At 49.4% G+C, this 16,920-nt stretch carries 13 protein-coding genes; 5 read left to right on the forward strand and 8 right to left on the reverse strand.

Going from position 1 to position 16,920, the window contains the following annotated elements; translation table 11 throughout:
- Window positions 1–728: 728 nt before the first annotated feature.
- Window positions 729–1,841, forward strand: coding sequence for a DUF4238 domain-containing protein (locus ACZ5C7_RS11105; RefSeq protein WP_464376370.1), 1,113 nt, complete (start codon window positions 729–731; stop codon window positions 1,839–1,841).
- Between the two features lie 10 nt (window positions 1,842–1,851).
- On the opposite strand, the gene ACZ5C7_RS11110 is transcribed toward ACZ5C7_RS11105, so the two are convergent.
- A complete protein-coding gene (locus ACZ5C7_RS11110; protein WP_464376371.1) occupies window positions 1,852–2,988 on the reverse strand; it encodes a restriction endonuclease in 1,137 nt (378 codons plus the stop codon).
- A 103-nt stretch (window positions 2,989–3,091) separates the two neighbouring features.
- A complete protein-coding gene (locus ACZ5C7_RS11115; protein WP_464376372.1) occupies window positions 3,092–3,619 on the reverse strand; it encodes a DUF7342 family protein in 528 nt (175 codons plus the stop codon).
- A 141-nt stretch (window positions 3,620–3,760) separates the two neighbouring features.
- On the opposite strand from ACZ5C7_RS11115, the gene ACZ5C7_RS11120 reads away from it, so the two are divergent.
- Window positions 3,761–3,985: a hypothetical protein gene (locus tag ACZ5C7_RS11120; RefSeq protein ID WP_464376373.1), complete on the forward strand. Its 225-nt coding sequence runs from the start codon at window positions 3,761–3,763 to the stop codon at window positions 3,983–3,985.
- A 352-nt stretch (window positions 3,986–4,337) separates the two neighbouring features.
- Here the strand turns inward: ACZ5C7_RS11120 and ACZ5C7_RS11125 are convergent, their stop codons facing one another.
- Window positions 4,338–5,450, reverse strand: a complete 1,113-nt coding sequence (locus ACZ5C7_RS11125; RefSeq protein ID WP_464376374.1) for a mechanosensitive ion channel family protein — start codon at window positions 5,448–5,450, stop codon at window positions 4,338–4,340.
- Window positions 5,451–6,027: 577 nt separating this feature from the next.
- On the opposite strand from ACZ5C7_RS11125, the gene ACZ5C7_RS11130 reads away from it, so the two are divergent.
- On the forward strand, window positions 6,028–6,894 hold the full coding sequence (locus ACZ5C7_RS11130) for a mechanosensitive ion channel family protein (RefSeq protein WP_464376375.1): 867 nt from the start codon (window positions 6,028–6,030) through the stop codon (window positions 6,892–6,894).
- Between the two features lie 17 nt (window positions 6,895–6,911).
- On the opposite strand, the gene ACZ5C7_RS11135 is transcribed toward ACZ5C7_RS11130, so the two are convergent.
- The gene (locus ACZ5C7_RS11135; protein WP_464376376.1) at window positions 6,912–7,802 is read right to left on the reverse strand and encodes a universal stress protein; all 891 of its coding nucleotides are present in this window, start codon (window positions 7,800–7,802) and stop codon (window positions 6,912–6,914) included.
- A gap of 303 nt (window positions 7,803–8,105) precedes the next feature.
- Between ACZ5C7_RS11135 and ACZ5C7_RS11140 the strand changes: the two genes are divergently transcribed.
- Window positions 8,106–10,814: a cation-translocating P-type ATPase gene (locus tag ACZ5C7_RS11140; protein WP_464376377.1), complete on the forward strand. Its 2,709-nt coding sequence runs from the start codon at window positions 8,106–8,108 to the stop codon at window positions 10,812–10,814.
- Window positions 10,815–11,000: 186 nt separating this feature from the next.
- Here the strand turns inward: ACZ5C7_RS11140 and ACZ5C7_RS11145 are convergent, their stop codons facing one another.
- From ACZ5C7_RS11145 to ACZ5C7_RS11155, 3 genes are all read right to left on the reverse strand, one after another.
- On the reverse strand, window positions 11,001–12,119 hold the full coding sequence (locus ACZ5C7_RS11145; protein WP_464376378.1) for a mechanosensitive ion channel family protein: 1,119 nt from the start codon (window positions 12,117–12,119) through the stop codon (window positions 11,001–11,003).
- Between the two features lie 853 nt (window positions 12,120–12,972).
- On the reverse strand, window positions 12,973–13,656 hold the full coding sequence (locus ACZ5C7_RS11150) for a DUF502 domain-containing protein (protein ID WP_464376379.1): 684 nt from the start codon (window positions 13,654–13,656) through the stop codon (window positions 12,973–12,975).
- A gap of 579 nt (window positions 13,657–14,235) precedes the next feature.
- Window positions 14,236–14,991 (reverse strand): proteasome assembly chaperone family protein, encoded by a 756-nt coding sequence (locus ACZ5C7_RS11155; RefSeq protein ID WP_464376380.1) that lies wholly within the window; start codon window positions 14,989–14,991, stop codon window positions 14,236–14,238.
- A 982-nt stretch (window positions 14,992–15,973) separates the two neighbouring features.
- Here ACZ5C7_RS11155 and ACZ5C7_RS11160 point away from each other — a divergent pair.
- Window positions 15,974–16,408, forward strand: coding sequence for a universal stress protein (locus ACZ5C7_RS11160; protein WP_464376381.1), 435 nt, complete (start codon window positions 15,974–15,976; stop codon window positions 16,406–16,408).
- 25 nt (window positions 16,409–16,433) lie between these two features.
- Here the strand turns inward: ACZ5C7_RS11160 and ACZ5C7_RS11165 are convergent, their stop codons facing one another.
- A complete protein-coding gene (locus ACZ5C7_RS11165) occupies window positions 16,434–16,862 on the reverse strand; it encodes a universal stress protein (RefSeq protein WP_464376382.1) in 429 nt (142 codons plus the stop codon).
- Between the last annotated feature and the right edge of the window lie 58 nt (window positions 16,863–16,920).

Consider the following 16,920-nt stretch of genomic DNA (forward strand, 5'->3'; position numbering starts at 1 on the left):
CGGGGGGGCGATTGGTGCAATCTCGCGTGCGCATGGTCAATCAGCCGGTTCGAGTATCTCGATCAGTTCACTGTATTCCGGTCCGTTCGAGTAATTACTTTCTGGAACGGCCCTACTATCGATCCCTCGAGCGCCGTGTCTGAACCCGGACGACCGGCGAGAGACGTCTCGTTTCGTCTCCGGATGTCCCGTCGATGGGATCTGCAGTCGGGATTCGAGACCGTTCGTCCGGGTTCGAGGAGTCAGTTCGGTATCCCTCTCGATGCGGTGATTCTAACAGGTGTTGGATTTGACCCCGTCTCTTCCGTCGGCTCCAGTTCGTACGCCGAGTCCTTCACCCATCTCTCGAACGAGATTTCTCCCGCCATCTCACTCGAACTTGTTTCGGAAGCGGTCTGGCGCGACGCTCGAGCAGTTCTCCCTCTGATTAAATCGTATAGTGCGATATAGAAGGTCGTCCTCCGGCCAACCAGAGATTCGGCATTTGGAAACCTACAAATGAAATCACCAAGAGCATAATCGAAATATAAGATCGTGGTCTTCAGCCCTTCTTGAAGCGGTTTATGTGATTAGTATCGAAAATTTATCATTCAGAGCGGCTTGCTCCGAGGTTGGAATACGCGTTACCCACCACAGAAAACATTACCCTCAGGCCCGGAAGAATAGACAAAAACTGCAATATACTCAGAAGGTATCTTTGAAGTAGTCAGACTGAATTCTGTAGTGTAATGCCGCCGCGGAAACGCCAGCATTACGTTCCACAGTTCTATATGAGAGGGTTCAGCACCGATGAGCGGGTGCCCTCGTATCAATTAGATCGCCGTGAAGAGTTTCCGCCGACACCCATTCGGAATCTATGCTATGAGAATTATTTCTATGATGAGGATGGTGAGACAGAGGAGACACTAGGGGAGTTAGAAGGAGAATTTGCTCGTGTTCTCAGGAAAGTCTGTGAAGCCGAATCCATATCTGTTCTTGAAGATGGCCCTGAGCTCAATCTCTTCCTTGTTTTCATCACGTATACCCACTCCCGGACGAAGGCAGCGAAGAAAGAATCGAACGAGTTTGCGACAGATCTGCTAACGCTGATGCTTGAAGTTGAGGTTGCTGGTGAAGGCGACGAGGAGATGCGAGAAAATGCGCTTCAAGCATTACGTGATGGTGACGCACGTATCGCGGAAAGTCCTGTTTTTCCACAACAGGAAGTCTCAGCGCTGTTAGGACAGATTCTCATCGCAGATCTCGAAGCAGTCTTGTTGAAAGATGTGACTGGTCGTGAATTCATTTTTGCCGATCACCCTGTTGTTCTCGATAATCCACGCTTCAAACATGTTCTTGATATCGGGACAATAGGTTGGCAGACACGCGGCCTACAAGTGTTCTGTCCCCTGTCCAGTGAATTAGCTTTGCTTCTGTACGACCCGTACGCGTATGCGCTTCCTGATGGGGTTGGAGAAGTGATTGAGGTGGGAAGCGATATTGTTGAAGAATTGAATAAGCTTCAATTAGTCCACGCGTTAGATGCTGTGTTTTACGAAACACGTGGAAGAGGAGCAGAGTTGCGAATATTGCATGAAGAGGTTGAGGATCAGCGGATTGATGAACATTCGATAGTGGAGCAATTCGATGGTGACGATGAGCGATTTCCTACGAATAATGAAGTAGTACAGTTCACTCGGCCAGCACCGGAATTTTCACCGACACTTCCATTTATAGATGATTTGGAGTGCGGGTTTGCTATAACCCGGTCGCCACAATTAGCTGAACTACACGAGAGTCTGGTGGACGATGCTTTGAGCAGAGCTCGCCAACAGTATGAAGCAGAAACAGATGAGGGATGAGAGTGCGTCGTTACTGGTAGGGGGATGAGTCCTCTGAATTCGAGAGATGCGGTGAACCGTTCGAGCGACCTGCTTGATACCATATGCGGTCAAGTACGGGCTGGAGTTGCTCTAACTCGAAGTTCGCCGGGTCAAGTTGTTGAAGTTCGGCAAGCGGCGTGGTAAACCGGTCCGGGAAATTCCCTGACTCAAAATGGAGGAACTCACCAGTGTCAATCACATACTGGTCCACATCAAGCAAGCTGACTGAAACGAACACTGGAGGTTTTATCCCAAGTTCTTCGAAGCAGTACAGTGTGCCTCTGATCGTTGCGCCAATCGCAGGATCGATCTCGGTATCAATGAATCCACCAGGCCCTGCTGCGTTCGGGCGGAAATACTCAGTCGTAACTGCTTCGATCCAGCCTGCTTCATTGATGAACACGTAGTCTGGGTGTTTTTGACGGAAGCGGCAATTGTACGCAACAATGCCGTTACCGACTGGTTTTCCACCTTGGATAACGCGTTTTGGATTTCCGAAAAATGGTGGTGTTGGAAGGTCGCTAGGATGTGTATCCAGACCAGTGCTGAGTACGTTGTTTGGAATGAGGTGAACAGCTAGAGCCGGGCCCTCTGGAAGTTCGTTAGGAAGGTTGTTGCGCCCCTCAATTCGATCCAGTCTCTTATCACGTAGTTCGAGAAGTTTGTCTCGATGATTATCGAAATTGACTCCGGGATCGACGCGGAGATGCTCCTGCGCGAGAGCTTGATGGTCCGTCATAAGCGCGTTCCGGAGTTGTTCACGCGCCCATATATTGGTCTTCCAGCCGTACTGTTCGTGGATTTCGCTTTCGAGTCGGCGTCGAAGTGCACCAGATGGATCTGCGGTGGTTATGAACACGAAGAAATCATACGAACGTTCATGTTTAGCGAGTTTATCGGCGTCAGAAATCATCTTCTGGCGGAGTCGGTCACTTCGTGTCCGGCTAACGTGGAGTGCACCAATTTGGTTACCATCTTGGAGAAGTGCATCCAGGCCGCCGTCTGCACCACTAGTACCCGTAGGATCAACACTGTAGCCACGCTCACTTAGAAGATCAACAGCGAGTTTTTCGAGATCTTGAGGGTACGCATTTGCGAGTGCGTTTTCGAGTTCAGTCTGCGGCACTACCGAGAGACTGTAGCTAAAACTGTATAAATGATACTACTGATGTGTTCACGAGGTAGATTGCAATAGTATCTTGATTTCTTTAATTACTCACGGGAATCCTTTATGCCCCGGCTCCTACATTTTCTCCACGACGGTAATCCTCGTAGTTCTCGATAGCGTCCTCGACAATACTGAGTCGATACCGAGAGAGATCCCAGTCACTCGCGGTCCTCAGCAGGTTTCGTGTTTCGGAAGCGGTCTTGGTCTCACCAGCATGTTTCCGGAGTTCGTCAGATGATTCGACATCAAAATCTTGTTTCCACTCCTCGATTTGCTCCTGCATCCCCGCCTTTAGCTGAATGAGGCCATCCTGATCGTGAGCCTCTAAGAGATCGCGGAGCGTCTTCATCCGGACGTGGAGTGGGTCAGGCGCGTACAGCGTGGTGCCTTCGTGGTCGGTCTCCAGAAGAATGTACAGATCTACGAGTCGGTTGAGATGGTCTCGTGCCGTATTCTCAGCTACCCGTGCTTCATCAGCGATATATGGTGCAGAGCGAGGTCTGTCAACGGTTGTTGCGATGGATCGAACCCTGTCAAATGCAGTTGTGTTTTCCTTCCACGCTTCAACTCCCGGGGTATCACTAACCATACCCACCTATTTCTCTTTGAAACTCAATAAATATGCGTTCAGGTAGAATAGTTGAACTTCGAATAGAGGTTCTGCTCAGATATAGGTCAAAGCAACACTCCATTTGTGATCTTTAACTCTGTAGCCGTGGAACTCAATCTTATGAGGGAGGTGAAATCCACTACCATGCATAAATTTGGAGACGGATTACTCGTCGAAATTGTAGGATTAGATAAATCTGGAGAGGTTTCTACTGAAACTATTGAACTTGAGGTTGTAGACCCGCATCAAGGAAGAGTTAAACCTCGTGGAGAGATTCCCACAGAATATGAAGAACAAGTTCATGGTACGCTTTCAGAAAACGGATATTCGATATTCAAAAAATAAACACATGGGCCAATATCATGTTTGATCCACCAACTCGGTGTCCGAATTGTGGCACTGTTGCTTCTTTCAAGGCAATATTCACCACAGTTCTCTGAGCAGGTTTGCGAGCGTTATGAGCAAAATTCGCTCCCACCTGCTCGTCCTTCAATTTCTCATCTAGACAGCGCCACAGAGCCAAAAATACCTATTCAGGTGACTTCCACAATCGTATCAATCGCTACAATTGACCTACTTGTTGTATTGGCATTTTGAGCCACCTATATGGTACCGAATGATTTCCGGTTCACAGCCTTTCAGATACGCTTATACATTATGCTCTATAGGAAACACCGTTTATTCATGTACTGATGTTCTACCGGTCATAATGTTCTGGATGTGTGGCATCCTCTGAAGGAGATGAAGAGCGGGTAGTACGGCTATTTAAGGGTTCTGATTCATCGTAATGAAGATAGCTGAGTTCGCGTTGTGGGAAGGGGATCGTTATACCCTCGTCGTTAAATCGCACGTGGACCTCACGTATGAGGGCGTCAATTGTCCGTCCCCGATGAACTGGGTTTCGGATATGACACATGTACTCTAACTCGATTGCAGAATCTCCGAAAGCACGATATCTAACAACAGGTTCTGGATCGTCGAGAACATATTTGACATCGTCTGAGATCTTGAATAAGACTGCTTCTGCATGGTCGAGATCAGTGTCATAGGAAACACCGATTGGGAGACGAATCCTCCGTTGTCGCCGAGGCGCCGACTCGTTGACAACTCGCTCCTCATTCAACGCCGAATTCGGTATCGTGATCGTAATGTTATCACGGGTGGTGAGGGTCGTACTGCGTATACTGACGTCACTCACAACCCCTCGTTCGCCCGAGCTAAGATTGATAACATCACCAACTTTGTATGTTCTGTCGATATTCAGTGATATTCCGGCAAAAAGATTCGCAATCGTGCCCTGTGCAGCCACACCGACAACGATTCCGATAATTCCTGCGGATGCCAGCACCGGCGTTATGTCTATTTCCCATATAGACAGAACAAAAAAGAACCCGACGATAAATATGCATAATTTCCATATGATTACCAAGACTGGTGTGAAGTCATTCGCCCGTTCCCCATTATTCATGAGCTCGAATACACGACTGCCGAGCGTGACAGCAGCCCAACTCCACAAAATAACAATACCCGAAGCGGTCGCGGATGTGAGTAAGAAAACAAGCCAAGGTGTGTTCAGCAATTGGGCACTTGCGAAGATGCCTAGAAACACGACCGATCGATAGAGTGGCGCATACAGTTCCTCCAGTAGGATCCGGCCAAACGTCGTTTCCGTCATTTCCTCAGATCGATCTATAAGACGTGCACCTCCAACCTTGATTCCCTCTGCGATAATCAATGAGATCACAATGATAAGGATAATCTGGTGCCACCATTGAAACGTCAAAGCAATATCTGAAAACCCCCAGACCATTATCCAGGGTTGTCTCTAACTCATTATAGTGTTTCTGTCTCTGTAGTCTCGTCAATTTTGTTAGAATCCGCGTTCATTCGATGGTTTCGAGTTCTGCATTGAGTCTATCTGAGGTGGTGATCAACAGATGTTGATTATGAGCGCGTCACACAATGGTTCTCAACAGTGATCATTCACGGTCTCGAACTCGACAAGGCCGGACCAGTATGTTATGAGTTTCAGTCATTTGTTGGTAAATACGATTTGATTGGCTTCGGCTCAGAGCGATTCGCTCCTTTCAATAGCTGCTTGTGCCTGTGTGAAGTATAGTGTGCATATGAGATCGGATACGTCCCCAGTATCTAACTCGATAGAGACGTTAGTTTTGACAATCTCTAATGAGGATCCTCGTCTATTGCTGTCAGTCGCAGTGGTCCTCGTTGTATTTTTCTCGCTGTTTCTGCTTTCACGGAGCGCATTGTATCGATTTACTATCATTAACCGACAAAACCAATCAAAATGGCAGCAGGCCGCTAGTGACTACCTTCCCCTGAGATCGATAACCCATTATATAACAAGAACAAGTCAGCTTATCGTTTTGAGTGGAGGATTTATAATCTTACTCTATGTCTGGGGATACGAGTTTGCAGTCTGGTATCTCGTCGATGCAGCTGTAGCAACTTGGCCGATCATTTCGAGAACTATTGGAACAGGGTTGCTACTTCTTGCGGCGTATGCAGGACTCATTTCCGTCGATTCCTGGATCAGTTCTCTCACACCCAATACTCGTCGGATAGGTCCTCACGACAAAGAGATTATCAAGAGGGTGTTGCAGATGATGATTCTGCTCATCGCGGTTCTGTTCATCCTCACCCTCTGGGAGTTTGATCTCTCGGGATTGCTGCTTGGTGCTGGTGCTATTGGAGTTATCCTGGGGTTTGCCGCAAGAGAAACATTGGGATCGGTCATTGCGGGATTTGTCTTGATGTTCTCTCGACCGTTCGAAATCGGGGACTGGATCGTTGTCGGTGATGATCGTGGGATCGTCACCGATATCACGATAGCACATACGCGAATTCGCGGTCCAAACGGCGAACATGTGATTATCCCGAACGAAGTGATTGGGAATCAAACGGTTCGAAACCGAAGCCAGGAAAACCGGTTGCGCTTCTCTGTCACTGTCGGCGTAGATTACAATGCTGATATCGAAGCAGCGAGGCAGGTGGCCCAGAAGGCTGTAGAGTCCGTAGATATCGTCGAGGAAACACCGTTTCCGTCAGTACGAGTAGAGCAGCTAGACGATTCCTCAGTTCTACTTCGAGTGCGATTCTGGGTGGAAAAGCCGAACACGGAGAAGATGTGGAAAGCAGAAGACGACGTACTTGAGGCAGTGAAGAAAGCGCTCGAAGACGCAGAAATCAACATCCCGTATCCACATCGGCGACACGTAACAGAAGAAAAGTGAAGCAATTGGGTCTGTAATCAACGCCAGTCGATAGGGAGACCGCGTCGGATGCGTGAGGTAAGCCGTGCCAGTCGAGAAGGGAGATTTCGGTGCGCTTTAACCATCAGCACTGAACTTGACGATCGGCGTCCAACTTGTTCTGGGAGCGATCCGATAACGGAACGACGGAAGCGATCTTCAGAAGTCGCTCCGAGAACGACGAGATCGACGTCTTTCGATTGCTTCACGATGGTTTCACTCACAGAGTCACTCTCGATGATTTCCTGCGTGATCACTGGAACGCCGGTAAATCCCGAAATCACGCTCGATAAGATCGATTCTTTCTCGTTACGTGTCGTTCTCGTCTCGTCCGGCACATTAACGACGATAACATGAATCTCTGCATCATGGACACGTGCCAGAGAACCTGCCACCCTTGCAGCCAATTCGGTGTTTGGACCACCAGCGATGGGAAGGAGAATTCGTTGTAGCTCCCCCTCGTCGTCCATTCGTTTGACGAGAACGTCACACGGTGACTTTCGAAGCACCTGATCGAGATGTGACCCCAAGATGACCTCTCGGCGACGTGGACGTCTTCGCCACCCCATGAGGATTGTTTCTACATCTCGTTCCTTCGCTACGGTAAGGATTCCACTCGCTATCGAGCGAGCAAATCGAATGCAGCTCGTGACTTCGATAGTCTGATCATTGACAACCCCGGCGGCATAGCTGAGGATCTCCCGTTCATTATCAACGAGTCGCTCGCCTTCGGAAAGTGGGAGTTGGTCGGGAACGGTAACCACGGTCAGTAGTTCAAGTGGACGCCCTGTATCTATCGCAATATCCTCAGCTGTCGAGACCAATTGCTTTGCTGTCTCTGGATTCGCTATTGGGACAAGAATCGTACCCTGCGATGGCGAGATACTCATAACGTCTTGAATGTTCGACAGTGGATATAGGGTTTCGGCCCAAACAATACACGCAAGTGGAGTGGTTTGGTGGAGGTAGTTGGAGCCAAGCTAATCTGACCGTCGTAACAAGACTGTTGTAGGGAGTCCACATGCGACGAAATGACCATTCAATTGGATTATGGGGATCCGATTGAGTGGTTCAGTAGTAGGTATTGACACTCACTATCCCTTGAATCTGATCTGAATAGTAAAGATCGAATGACGAACGAAAACATACTCAACCACAGATTTTTGCCCGCTCTTTTCGATTGCTAAATTAGAATGGAGGAGACGGCGTGGCACGCAGCCACCATAGACGAGACACTCGACGAAGTAGGGTCGAGTCAGAATGGGCTGAGCAGTGAAGAAGCAACGCGTCGTCTCGATCGATACGGACCGAACACCATCGGGGAAGGCGAGGCAATCAGTCTCGTACGAATCTTTCTCCATCAGTTCACGAGTCCACTCATCTACATCCTGCTCGTTGCCTTCGGGATCACGATTGCCATCGACCATTATGCGGATGCGATCGTCATTGCTCTCGTTCTCGCCATCAATGCCGTTATCGGGTTCGTTCAAGAATATCGGGCTGAAAATGCGATGGCGGCACTGGCGTCGCTCGTCACGCCAAAGGCTCAGGTTCGCAGGGATGGCGACGTGTCCGAGGTAGACAGTACAGATCTGGTTCCAGGTGATATCGTTCTGTTAGAGTCTGGTGATATCGTCCCGGCGGACCTCCGATTACTACGGACGACCGAGTTGCAACTCAATACGGCGATTTTAACCGGAGAGTCGGTTCCCGTACCTCGTTCGACAGAACCCGTCGAACCAGAACATACGGTCGTTGATCGACGGAATATGGCTTACATGGGGACGTCGGTATCCTCGGGCCGGGGAGTCGGTGTCGTGGTTGGCACTGGCGAAGAGAGCCAGATCGGGACGATCGCCGGGCAGGTTCGGGAGACAGAACGCGCTACAACGCCGCTCCAAACGCGGATGCACCGGTTTGGAAACCTGATCAGCGTCGCTATTCTCGCAATCGCGGTCGCCATATTCGCTATCGGGCTTTGGCAAGCGATTCCGCTCGCGGACGTTTTCTTGCTCGCAGTCGCTACAGCGGTTTCTGCAATTCCAGAGGGGTTGCCAGTCGTGATGACGGTAGCGTTGGCAGTCAGCGTTCGCCGGATGGCCGGACGCAATGCCATTATCCGACGGCTTCCCGCCGTTGAAACGCTCGGTTCCTGTAGTGTCATCGTCTCGGATAAAACCGGTACCATTACTGAGAATCGCATGACTGTCCAGCGGCTGTGGACCGCCGGTGGCTTCATCGACGTGACTGACCAGGGAAATCCGGGAACAAGCGATTTTCGTCGGCGAGAGGGGAGCAGTCTGGTCGAGGAAGGGACGCCATTGTACGAGACATTGCTCGCTGCGACGTTGGCAAACGAAGCCTCTCTCGGCGAAAAAGATGACGGTACACTCAGCCCAAGGGGAGATCCCACGGAAACGGCATTACTCGTCGCTGGTAGAAAAGCGGGTCTCGATCAGCGCGAACTGACCCAGGCGTATCCACAGATCGGGCATCTGCCGTTCGAATCAGATCGCCGCTATGCCGCATCGGCGCATCTGATAGATGGTCGCTCCGTCACCTACATCAAAGGTGCTCCCGAGCGCGTCGTCGAAATGTGCGACACGATGGCGGCACCGAGGGGGCAAACCTCACTCGACTCCGAGGAGGTGCTCACGAAAGCCGATGAACTCGCGGGAGATGGGCTTCGAGTCATTGGAATGGCCCGAGGCGACGGAGATCTGACTGATACCGATGAACCGGCTGGGTTGACCTTTCTCGGCTTCACAGGTATGATCGACCCACCTCGATCGGGCGTGCCCGAGGCAATTGATGCGTGCCACCGCGCTGGCATACAGGTCAAGATGGTCACTGGTGACCACGCAGTAACTGCCAAAGCCATCTCGAAACAGGTTGGAATCGAATCCGACAGGGTGCTCACAGGTGAGGAAGTAGCCGACCTCTCGGACGAGGTGCTGACCGAGCGTCTCAGGGATACCGCCATCTTCGCTCGCATCAGTCCCGCGCAGAAACACCGGATCGTCACGTTATTGCAGGCTGACGATGAGATCGTCGCTGTTACTGGAGATGGAGTGAAAGACGCACCGGCGTTGAAGGCGGCACACATCGGTGCGGCGATGGGAATCACTGGAACGGACGTCGCAAAGGAGGCCAGTGAGATGGTTCTCACCGACGACAACTTCGCCACCATCTACGCCGCAGTTGAAGAAGGACGCACCGTCTTCTCGAACATCCGCAAGGCGACGATGTTCCTCCTCGCAACTGGAGTCGCCCTCGTTTTGGCGATCCTCGCAGCATTTTTCCTCGCTATCGTGGGCGTGCTTCCGCGCGACGAATCAGGTCTCTTTCCACTGCTCCTGTTACCTGCACAGGCGCTATGGTTGAACGTCGTCAATAACGGTATTCAGGATATTGCGATGGCGTTCGAGCCCGGCGAGCGGGAACAGTTTGAACGCCCTCCTCACCGACCTGACACGGGGTTGCTTTCGCGCGAACTTCTTGAGCGAACGGTTGCAGTCGGCATCTGGCTCGCAGTTCTCGCACTCATCATCTTCTGGTACGAGTTCACGAGGGGAGCGACGCTCGGATATGCCCAGACAGCTACCCTCACGATGATGGTCGTTTCGATGGCGCTGTTCCTCGGCACGGCTCGATCCGAGACACGCTCCGTGTTCGGGAAGAGTCCCTTCTCAAATCCGTACCTCCTTGGCGGGACGCTCACGGCACTGGTGGTGCATCTGATCGCTATCCATGCTGGCCCAACGCAACTGCTGCTCGGGGTCGAACCGATTGGGGTAGAAACGTGGGTTCGCATCCTCCTGATTGCACCGACAGTATTGATCGTCGCAGAAGCGCACAAATACTGGAGGAGGAGTGAAACAAGTAAAAGCATTGTAAGTTGATTATTGTAGCTGTGATTTCCGGTAGCCTTCTGACAGTTATACTAACGGCCAAACCTACAACTCCCGGAGGATTTAACACCATCTCTCCAGCTAACATGTCCGGAGAATTATTGCCTGCGCTCTGAACACTCGAAGATTGGGGAAATAATCAGTCCACTGATTCACTGACCTGCTCTGTCGGATAGTCTAATTACGTTTCCTGTCTGTTTGGCTTGGTCGATGTTCAGTCAGTGAGTCGGCTTCGTTATCAAGTAAGCTAAGCTCTTGCTGAGGAAATGGAACGCCGATTTCTGACATGTTAAAATTATCATATATGCGCCGGTTAATTCGATCAATTGCCCGCCGTTCATCGAAGGGATCAGCAACAAACGCTTGAAGTTCGAAAATATGTGTGGAATCTCCGAACTCACGAAAAATTACACGTGGTGCAGGAGAATCGAGGACCAGCGCCACCTCGTCACACACTTTGAGGAGGATTCGTTCAACGTCCTGATAGTCCGTTCCATACGCTGTTGTAATCGGGATACGGATACGCTTGCGACATTTCGGGGTCGATTCGTTCACTACGGAAGCAGAATTTAAGACGGAGTTCGGGACTGTAACGCGGATGTTATCGGGCGTGAGTATGGTTGTGCTTCGAATCTCAATGTCAGTAACCGTGCCTCGCTGTCCATCTTCGAGAAGAATTACGTCTCCAACATCGTACGTTTGGTCGAAATAGAGAGTTACCCCGCCAATCAAGTTCCCAATCTCATCCCTAGCAGCGAACCCCAGAACAATTCCAAAAATACCCACAGCGGCGAGGAACGGAGTTATATTGACCCCCCAGATGGACAACAACAAGATTCCTGTCCCAGTAACGACAAAGATCGTCCAGAGGTTCTTAAAGACCGAGGAGAATCCGTACTTGTTTTCGCCACCATTCCCGAGTTCAATCCACTGGTTTCCTAATCGGACGATAGCCCGTACCCACAAGATGGCGATGATGAGGAAGGTGAGGAACAAGCCAATGAGAGAATTGCTGGACTCTACGATATCGAGTACGGGTAGGCTAAGGTAGACACCCGAGATCGCAAAAGTGCCGTACAGGGGTGGGTGTATCTCTTCGAACAACACACGGTTGAATGACTCATCTGGTCCGTGGCCTGCGCGATCCAAGAAGAGGTGACCACCCCACTTCACGACGTGTGAGAGAAAGTATGCTCCAATGAGAACCCCACTAACTATAATCCACGGCTGATCACTCAACGTGACACCAAATACCGAGAGCAGATGGGAAATTAAAATTTGTAACGTCTCAGTCATCGAGATGGCTGTTTTATAATCATCTGAAGTATATAAATGTGGGCAGTTCCTGTTCACATTGATCGTCGATCGCGTATTTTCTGATTGATTATCGTAGCTAATGCCCTTAACGAAAACCCTTGTGGACAGTGTCTTAGAACAACTCCTAGATCGCCTCTGTATCAATTCAATACGCGAAAAATTGGTTTTGAGTGAACCGATGGTGGATAACAGTTACTTTCAAAACGTCACTCATAATCTGCCGCAGTTGTGCGATTCTTCGCTCGGCTAAAGAGAGATGCCCAGCAGCGTGTAGCGAACTGCCGCCTTCACAGTCTCTATGTCCTTGTCAAAATACGCATCTTGGTGAAGGACAACGCATATAAACTTTCACAACCGTTCGTAATTCGATGCCGACGATCCTCGTACCTGTTCGATACCCTCCAAACGAACAATCCTTCAATACTATTGAGCAAGGACTCGACCAGATTTCTGGTGACCAATCTGGGTCACTTATCATCTTACATGTTCGACTCCTTCAAGGGGCAAAGAACGTCTCCCGGGCAGAGTTGCGCACAGAAATTGAACAACAGCTGGGTAAAATTCCTGCCCATTATGTCGTTCGGTCAGAATATCTCCTTGAACGTGCAATTATAGACGAAGCGTACAGACAGAACGTTGACCGAGTAATTATCGGAACGTCGTATCCGCTCTCACTAAGACGGAAAGTTGCCAGACGTCTTGGACTGGAACCAGATCTCGAAGTCGAACTTGAACATGGCTTGCACACAGAATTCGAAGTTGCTAGTTAAACACTACAATGCTGTTCTTCGATGTAGTCGTGATGGCATAACTATTTAACTTTTCGTTCACTTCAATCTTCGTGTTTTCTGGGCGCCTTTTCGTCTGAAACGGGAATCGAAATCCCGTCCGCCATAGCTTTCGATGACCGGTCGCTGTCTCCAAATCCTGCGCTAATTATTCGAGTCAGTGCTTCCTCAACGGTTTCATCAATTTCTACGATGTCTTCTGATTCAACCTCGACGAGAAACCCTGAAGTGATATTTGGGGACGTCGGTATAAAGAGGTACTCTCGCCCATCGGGAGTTGTTATCCCTGTTTTGAACCCCGTCATTCGGAGCCCGGCCCACGTTTCAACCTTTACTGGTGTTTGTAAGGACTCGAAGTCTCCAAGTGCGGTTTCAGCAGCAGTTTTGGAAGCGTTATAAACGAGTCGTAGTCCCGGTATCTGATTGATTATCGAGTCTACAAATCTTTCGAATGCTGTTCCAATTGTCGTTCGCATGGAATACCCAACGGCCAAAATCAATCCGCTTAGTATTATGAGGAAAATCACCACTCGAAATAAGCCCGCGATCCGTTCGCGTGCTTGTTCTCCGATACCACTCAGGAGTGGTTCGAGCGTCTCTGCATTGAGGAGAATTCCCGGTGTGTATCCCGCGAGAATTCCATAGAGGACATAAACGACGTAGAGGGTCGCAAGAATTGGCCCGAGAACGATGAGTCCGCTCGCAAAGTCACGTTTCCACGTACTCATCAGTATCACTCTACCTGATCAGTATGATCGAGTCGCTCCGGATAATGCTTAGCGATTTCATGTTTATTCATTTGCAGAAAATGACTACAATGCGTACATGAGAAGTCGATAGATGATCCCTATGATAAATATTCCATACAATAGGGCTGTAGTGAGTATCACAACTGGAGGAATTTGCTTTTCTTCGAATTCAAAGAGAAGCCGTCTCATGAGACATCTTCTGTCCCCCCTAATAGTAGTCCTTTTGTTCTTCTACCGTGTAGGTGCCGACATAAAAATTCGGTAGACTCGAACGTACCTAAGCTTTCACGGATTAGGAATGTTCACTGATTATGGTTGATAGCCCGAGCAGAGGAGCAGTGAGGGAACTTATTGAATATAATATTAACAGATACGTCGTACTATTATTGGTCATGGCGTCGATATTTTGGGGGGTAGGTTACTCTGAGTATGCAATTATCGTGCTTTTGACTCTTTTGCTCATCATCGTTCTCCAGAATCTTTGGTTGGCATATACAGGCTTATATGAATAATATTTTTACTGGGACACAGTATTGGAGAAGGGTATTGTGTGATGCACTATTGGAACATGCTCCTCGGCTGAGACTCAGCTTCTTGTTCCTCGGCGACCTGTTTGTATTGCTGAGCAATCTGGTCCATCTGGTTGCGGATCTCCTCGGCGTGTTCTTCCAGTTCAGTAGTATCGATTTCGAACTCGACAAGTGGTTCAAGGGCCGTTTCGATAACAGCTTTGGCCGCACCTGGATCCGGTAGCCGTGGGTGAGCCCGTACGATCAACAGGGTAGCCGGAATGTCGAGTTGGTAACACTCCCTGACGAGCGCTCCGGTGATTCCTCCGACAACGCCATGGTCTTCAGCAATCGGTACATTGGCATCTCGCAATTTTTCACGCAGCTCTTCAGTCGTTGCGACTCCCTGGACGGTACCAATATTCTCTTCGGACGCTGCGGGTGCCCCAGCGATGAAGATTGCTCGTTGGTACTCAGTCGCCATCTCGGAGAGCACACATTTGCTCACCGGTTCTAAGGCGCTCGATGGAAGGGCGAGATCGCTCTGTAAAGTTATTACTGGAGGCTCCTCACCGGTATAGACCCGGACGAGATCTTGGACTAAGCCGTCTTCGAAAGTTACGACGGGCGGAAATTTCGAAGACTGGATGCTTGCGTGATGGGTCAACCCGAGCTGTTTGGTGACTTGGTCAACTGCGATTGATGCTACAAGACCGTGTCCCGGGAGCCCCTCGATCAACGTTGGTTCGTCCGGCCTCTTATCATCAATCCAAACACAGTTAGTGCTATCGTCGTTCTGACCCATACGCTCCATCTCGGACTCTGTTGAGAAAAAACCAACGTCACACCCCGGTAGAGATGCATCTGTGTTCGGTTAAGGGCCGTGAGCGTCGAATCGCCCCGTCCTGGACTCTGACTGAACACGCCCAAACGACCGAAAACGGTATCTCAACAACTCGGGTCAAGGTAGCTTCCGCCTCGGAAATATTACTGACAGTGTTAACCGAACACCAATGCTCGGTAGAGGTGTGTAACCAGCCGAGAGCGGTAGCATCTACTGCCAAAGCAAAAACTCCGTATGCACGGAGCGACCAACTACCAGTGAGATACTTGCAGATCTAGCGGAATTCAATGTAGTCAAATTGCGCCAACGTCGATTAACACCATTGTTGGTTCTGATCCGTCGATGGATGCGCCCGGGAAAGATGAGACATTCCGACTGGAAAACACCGAACTTTGTGAAACCCCACCGACAATTGGGGACTCGCTTTCAGAGGGTTTCTTTTTCACCTCCATTTATCACACGGACATACCGATGGGCACTATCCAGATTTATCTCACTCTCCATGCTGACACTCTATACTAGCCACAGAAAGTCAATGCACATTCGATTGCACGAAGACTGTGCGACCGGTGTGTAAATCGTTTCAATTGTTACTATAGGCCTAATTTGGAGGATGGAAACTGCGTTATTTCAGGCATTTCCGTCTTCTGTGAGAGTTGCTCCCAGACAACCGATGACCCGACACAAGCCGATGATACCCAGAAGGCTTGTTAAATAGAAGGGTCAAGGCTCGCAGCGGTCAGGCCTCTGGCGGTGGATTGTCTGAGGGAGACGTACTTCTGAAGAGCGTACAATCCATCATGCCTTCTACAGGTCATCTCACCAATATGATTTTCATCCGGTATTTATTATCAGAGATACTTTTGGAACTATAGTGGTGTGGTTGAGTATCCGCTATCATTTCAGGGTTACCGTTTTACACCTGTGGACTGGCAGTTTACCTATGTACGATACAATTCTTGTTCCGACTGACGGCAGTGCTAATGCAGAGCGTGCATATACAAAGGCTGCTGAGCTGGCAGACCAGTATAATGCTGATATACACGCCCTGTACGTAATGGAGAAAACACGTGACAATCCCACGCTAAAGAGTCCTGGGGAAAAATATGCTGAGGAGAAGCGAAATGGGAATAAAGCAGTTAAGGCTATAAAAGATTATGCAGAAAATCGTGGAATCACTGTTGAAACAACGCTTGAACGTGGGGTTCCCAGAACAACAATTGAAACTCACGTGCGTGAGAATGATATTGATTTGGTTATTCTTGGATCAACGGGTGCTAACTCAGTGAAGGAAAAACTCCTCGGTAGCGTTTCAAAATATGTCGTAAATGAAGTACCAGCCGATGTCTTAGTCGTTCGGCCCACTCCTGTTCCATAACATAATTATTCCCTTGAATTCCAAATTATTTGACCACCATAACGGGAGTGTCCGACAACTTAATAATTCGATCTGAGACACTTCCCAACAATAGTCGTTGGACATTCGATTTCCCTGTGCGGCCCATAACCACCAAATCAACAGGATTGTTGTGTATATATTCACCGATGGCTCTCTGGGGCGTTTCTAGTACAACAAATTTTTTCGTCTCAACCGGAGGAACATCCATTGTATCAAGAAGATCTTGAATTACTGAATGTCCCTTTTTTCTGAGCTTGTCAAAGTGGCGTCCCTCTTCGAGAATTTGTCTGTCAAAATCTGCGGCCTCACTTTTATCCACCGCTATTAATATATGAACTTGCGCCCGACTCATTTCAGCAATCGATAGTCCGTGCTCCAACGCCCTTTTGCTTGCTTCACTTCCATCTACCGGCACTAATATTGTCCCATACATAATCGGATAATGGAACGCCTCCCAAATATACGTTCCTCAGGGTGTTGTTTCTAACGAC

The sequence above is a fragment of the Halostagnicola alkaliphila genome, assembly GCF_055379965.1.

What these genes read in the sequence shown, in the direction of transcription:
- ACZ5C7_RS11105 (WP_464376370.1), top strand. Translation starts at nt 729, where the DNA reads ATGCCGCCGCGGAAACGCCAGCATTACGTTCCACAGTTCTATATGAGA.
- ACZ5C7_RS11115 (WP_464376372.1), bottom strand. Translation starts at nt 3,619, where the DNA reads ATGGTTAGTGATACCCCGGGAGTTGAAGCGTGGAAGGAAAACACAACT.
- ACZ5C7_RS11120 (WP_464376373.1), top strand. Translation starts at nt 3,761, where the DNA reads ATGAGGGAGGTGAAATCCACTACCATGCATAAATTTGGAGACGGATTA.
- ACZ5C7_RS11125 (WP_464376374.1), bottom strand. Translation starts at nt 5,450, where the DNA reads ATGGTCTGGGGGTTTTCAGATATTGCTTTGACGTTTCAATGGTGGCAC.
- ACZ5C7_RS11135 (WP_464376376.1), bottom strand. Translation starts at nt 7,802, where the DNA reads ATGAGTATCTCGCCATCGCAGGGTACGATTCTTGTCCCAATAGCGAAT.
- ACZ5C7_RS11140 (WP_464376377.1), top strand. Translation starts at nt 8,106, where the DNA reads ATGGAGGAGACGGCGTGGCACGCAGCCACCATAGACGAGACACTCGAC.
- ACZ5C7_RS11145 (WP_464376378.1), bottom strand. Translation starts at nt 12,119, where the DNA reads ATGACTGAGACGTTACAAATTTTAATTTCCCATCTGCTCTCGGTATTT.
- ACZ5C7_RS11150 (WP_464376379.1), bottom strand. Translation starts at nt 13,656, where the DNA reads ATGAGTACGTGGAAACGTGACTTTGCGAGCGGACTCATCGTTCTCGGG.
- ACZ5C7_RS11155 (WP_464376380.1), bottom strand. Translation starts at nt 14,991, where the DNA reads ATGGGTCAGAACGACGATAGCACTAACTGTGTTTGGATTGATGATAAG.
- ACZ5C7_RS11160 (WP_464376381.1), top strand. Translation starts at nt 15,974, where the DNA reads ATGTACGATACAATTCTTGTTCCGACTGACGGCAGTGCTAATGCAGAG.
- ACZ5C7_RS11165 (WP_464376382.1), bottom strand. Translation starts at nt 16,862, where the DNA reads ATGTATGGGACAATATTAGTGCCGGTAGATGGAAGTGAAGCAAGCAAA.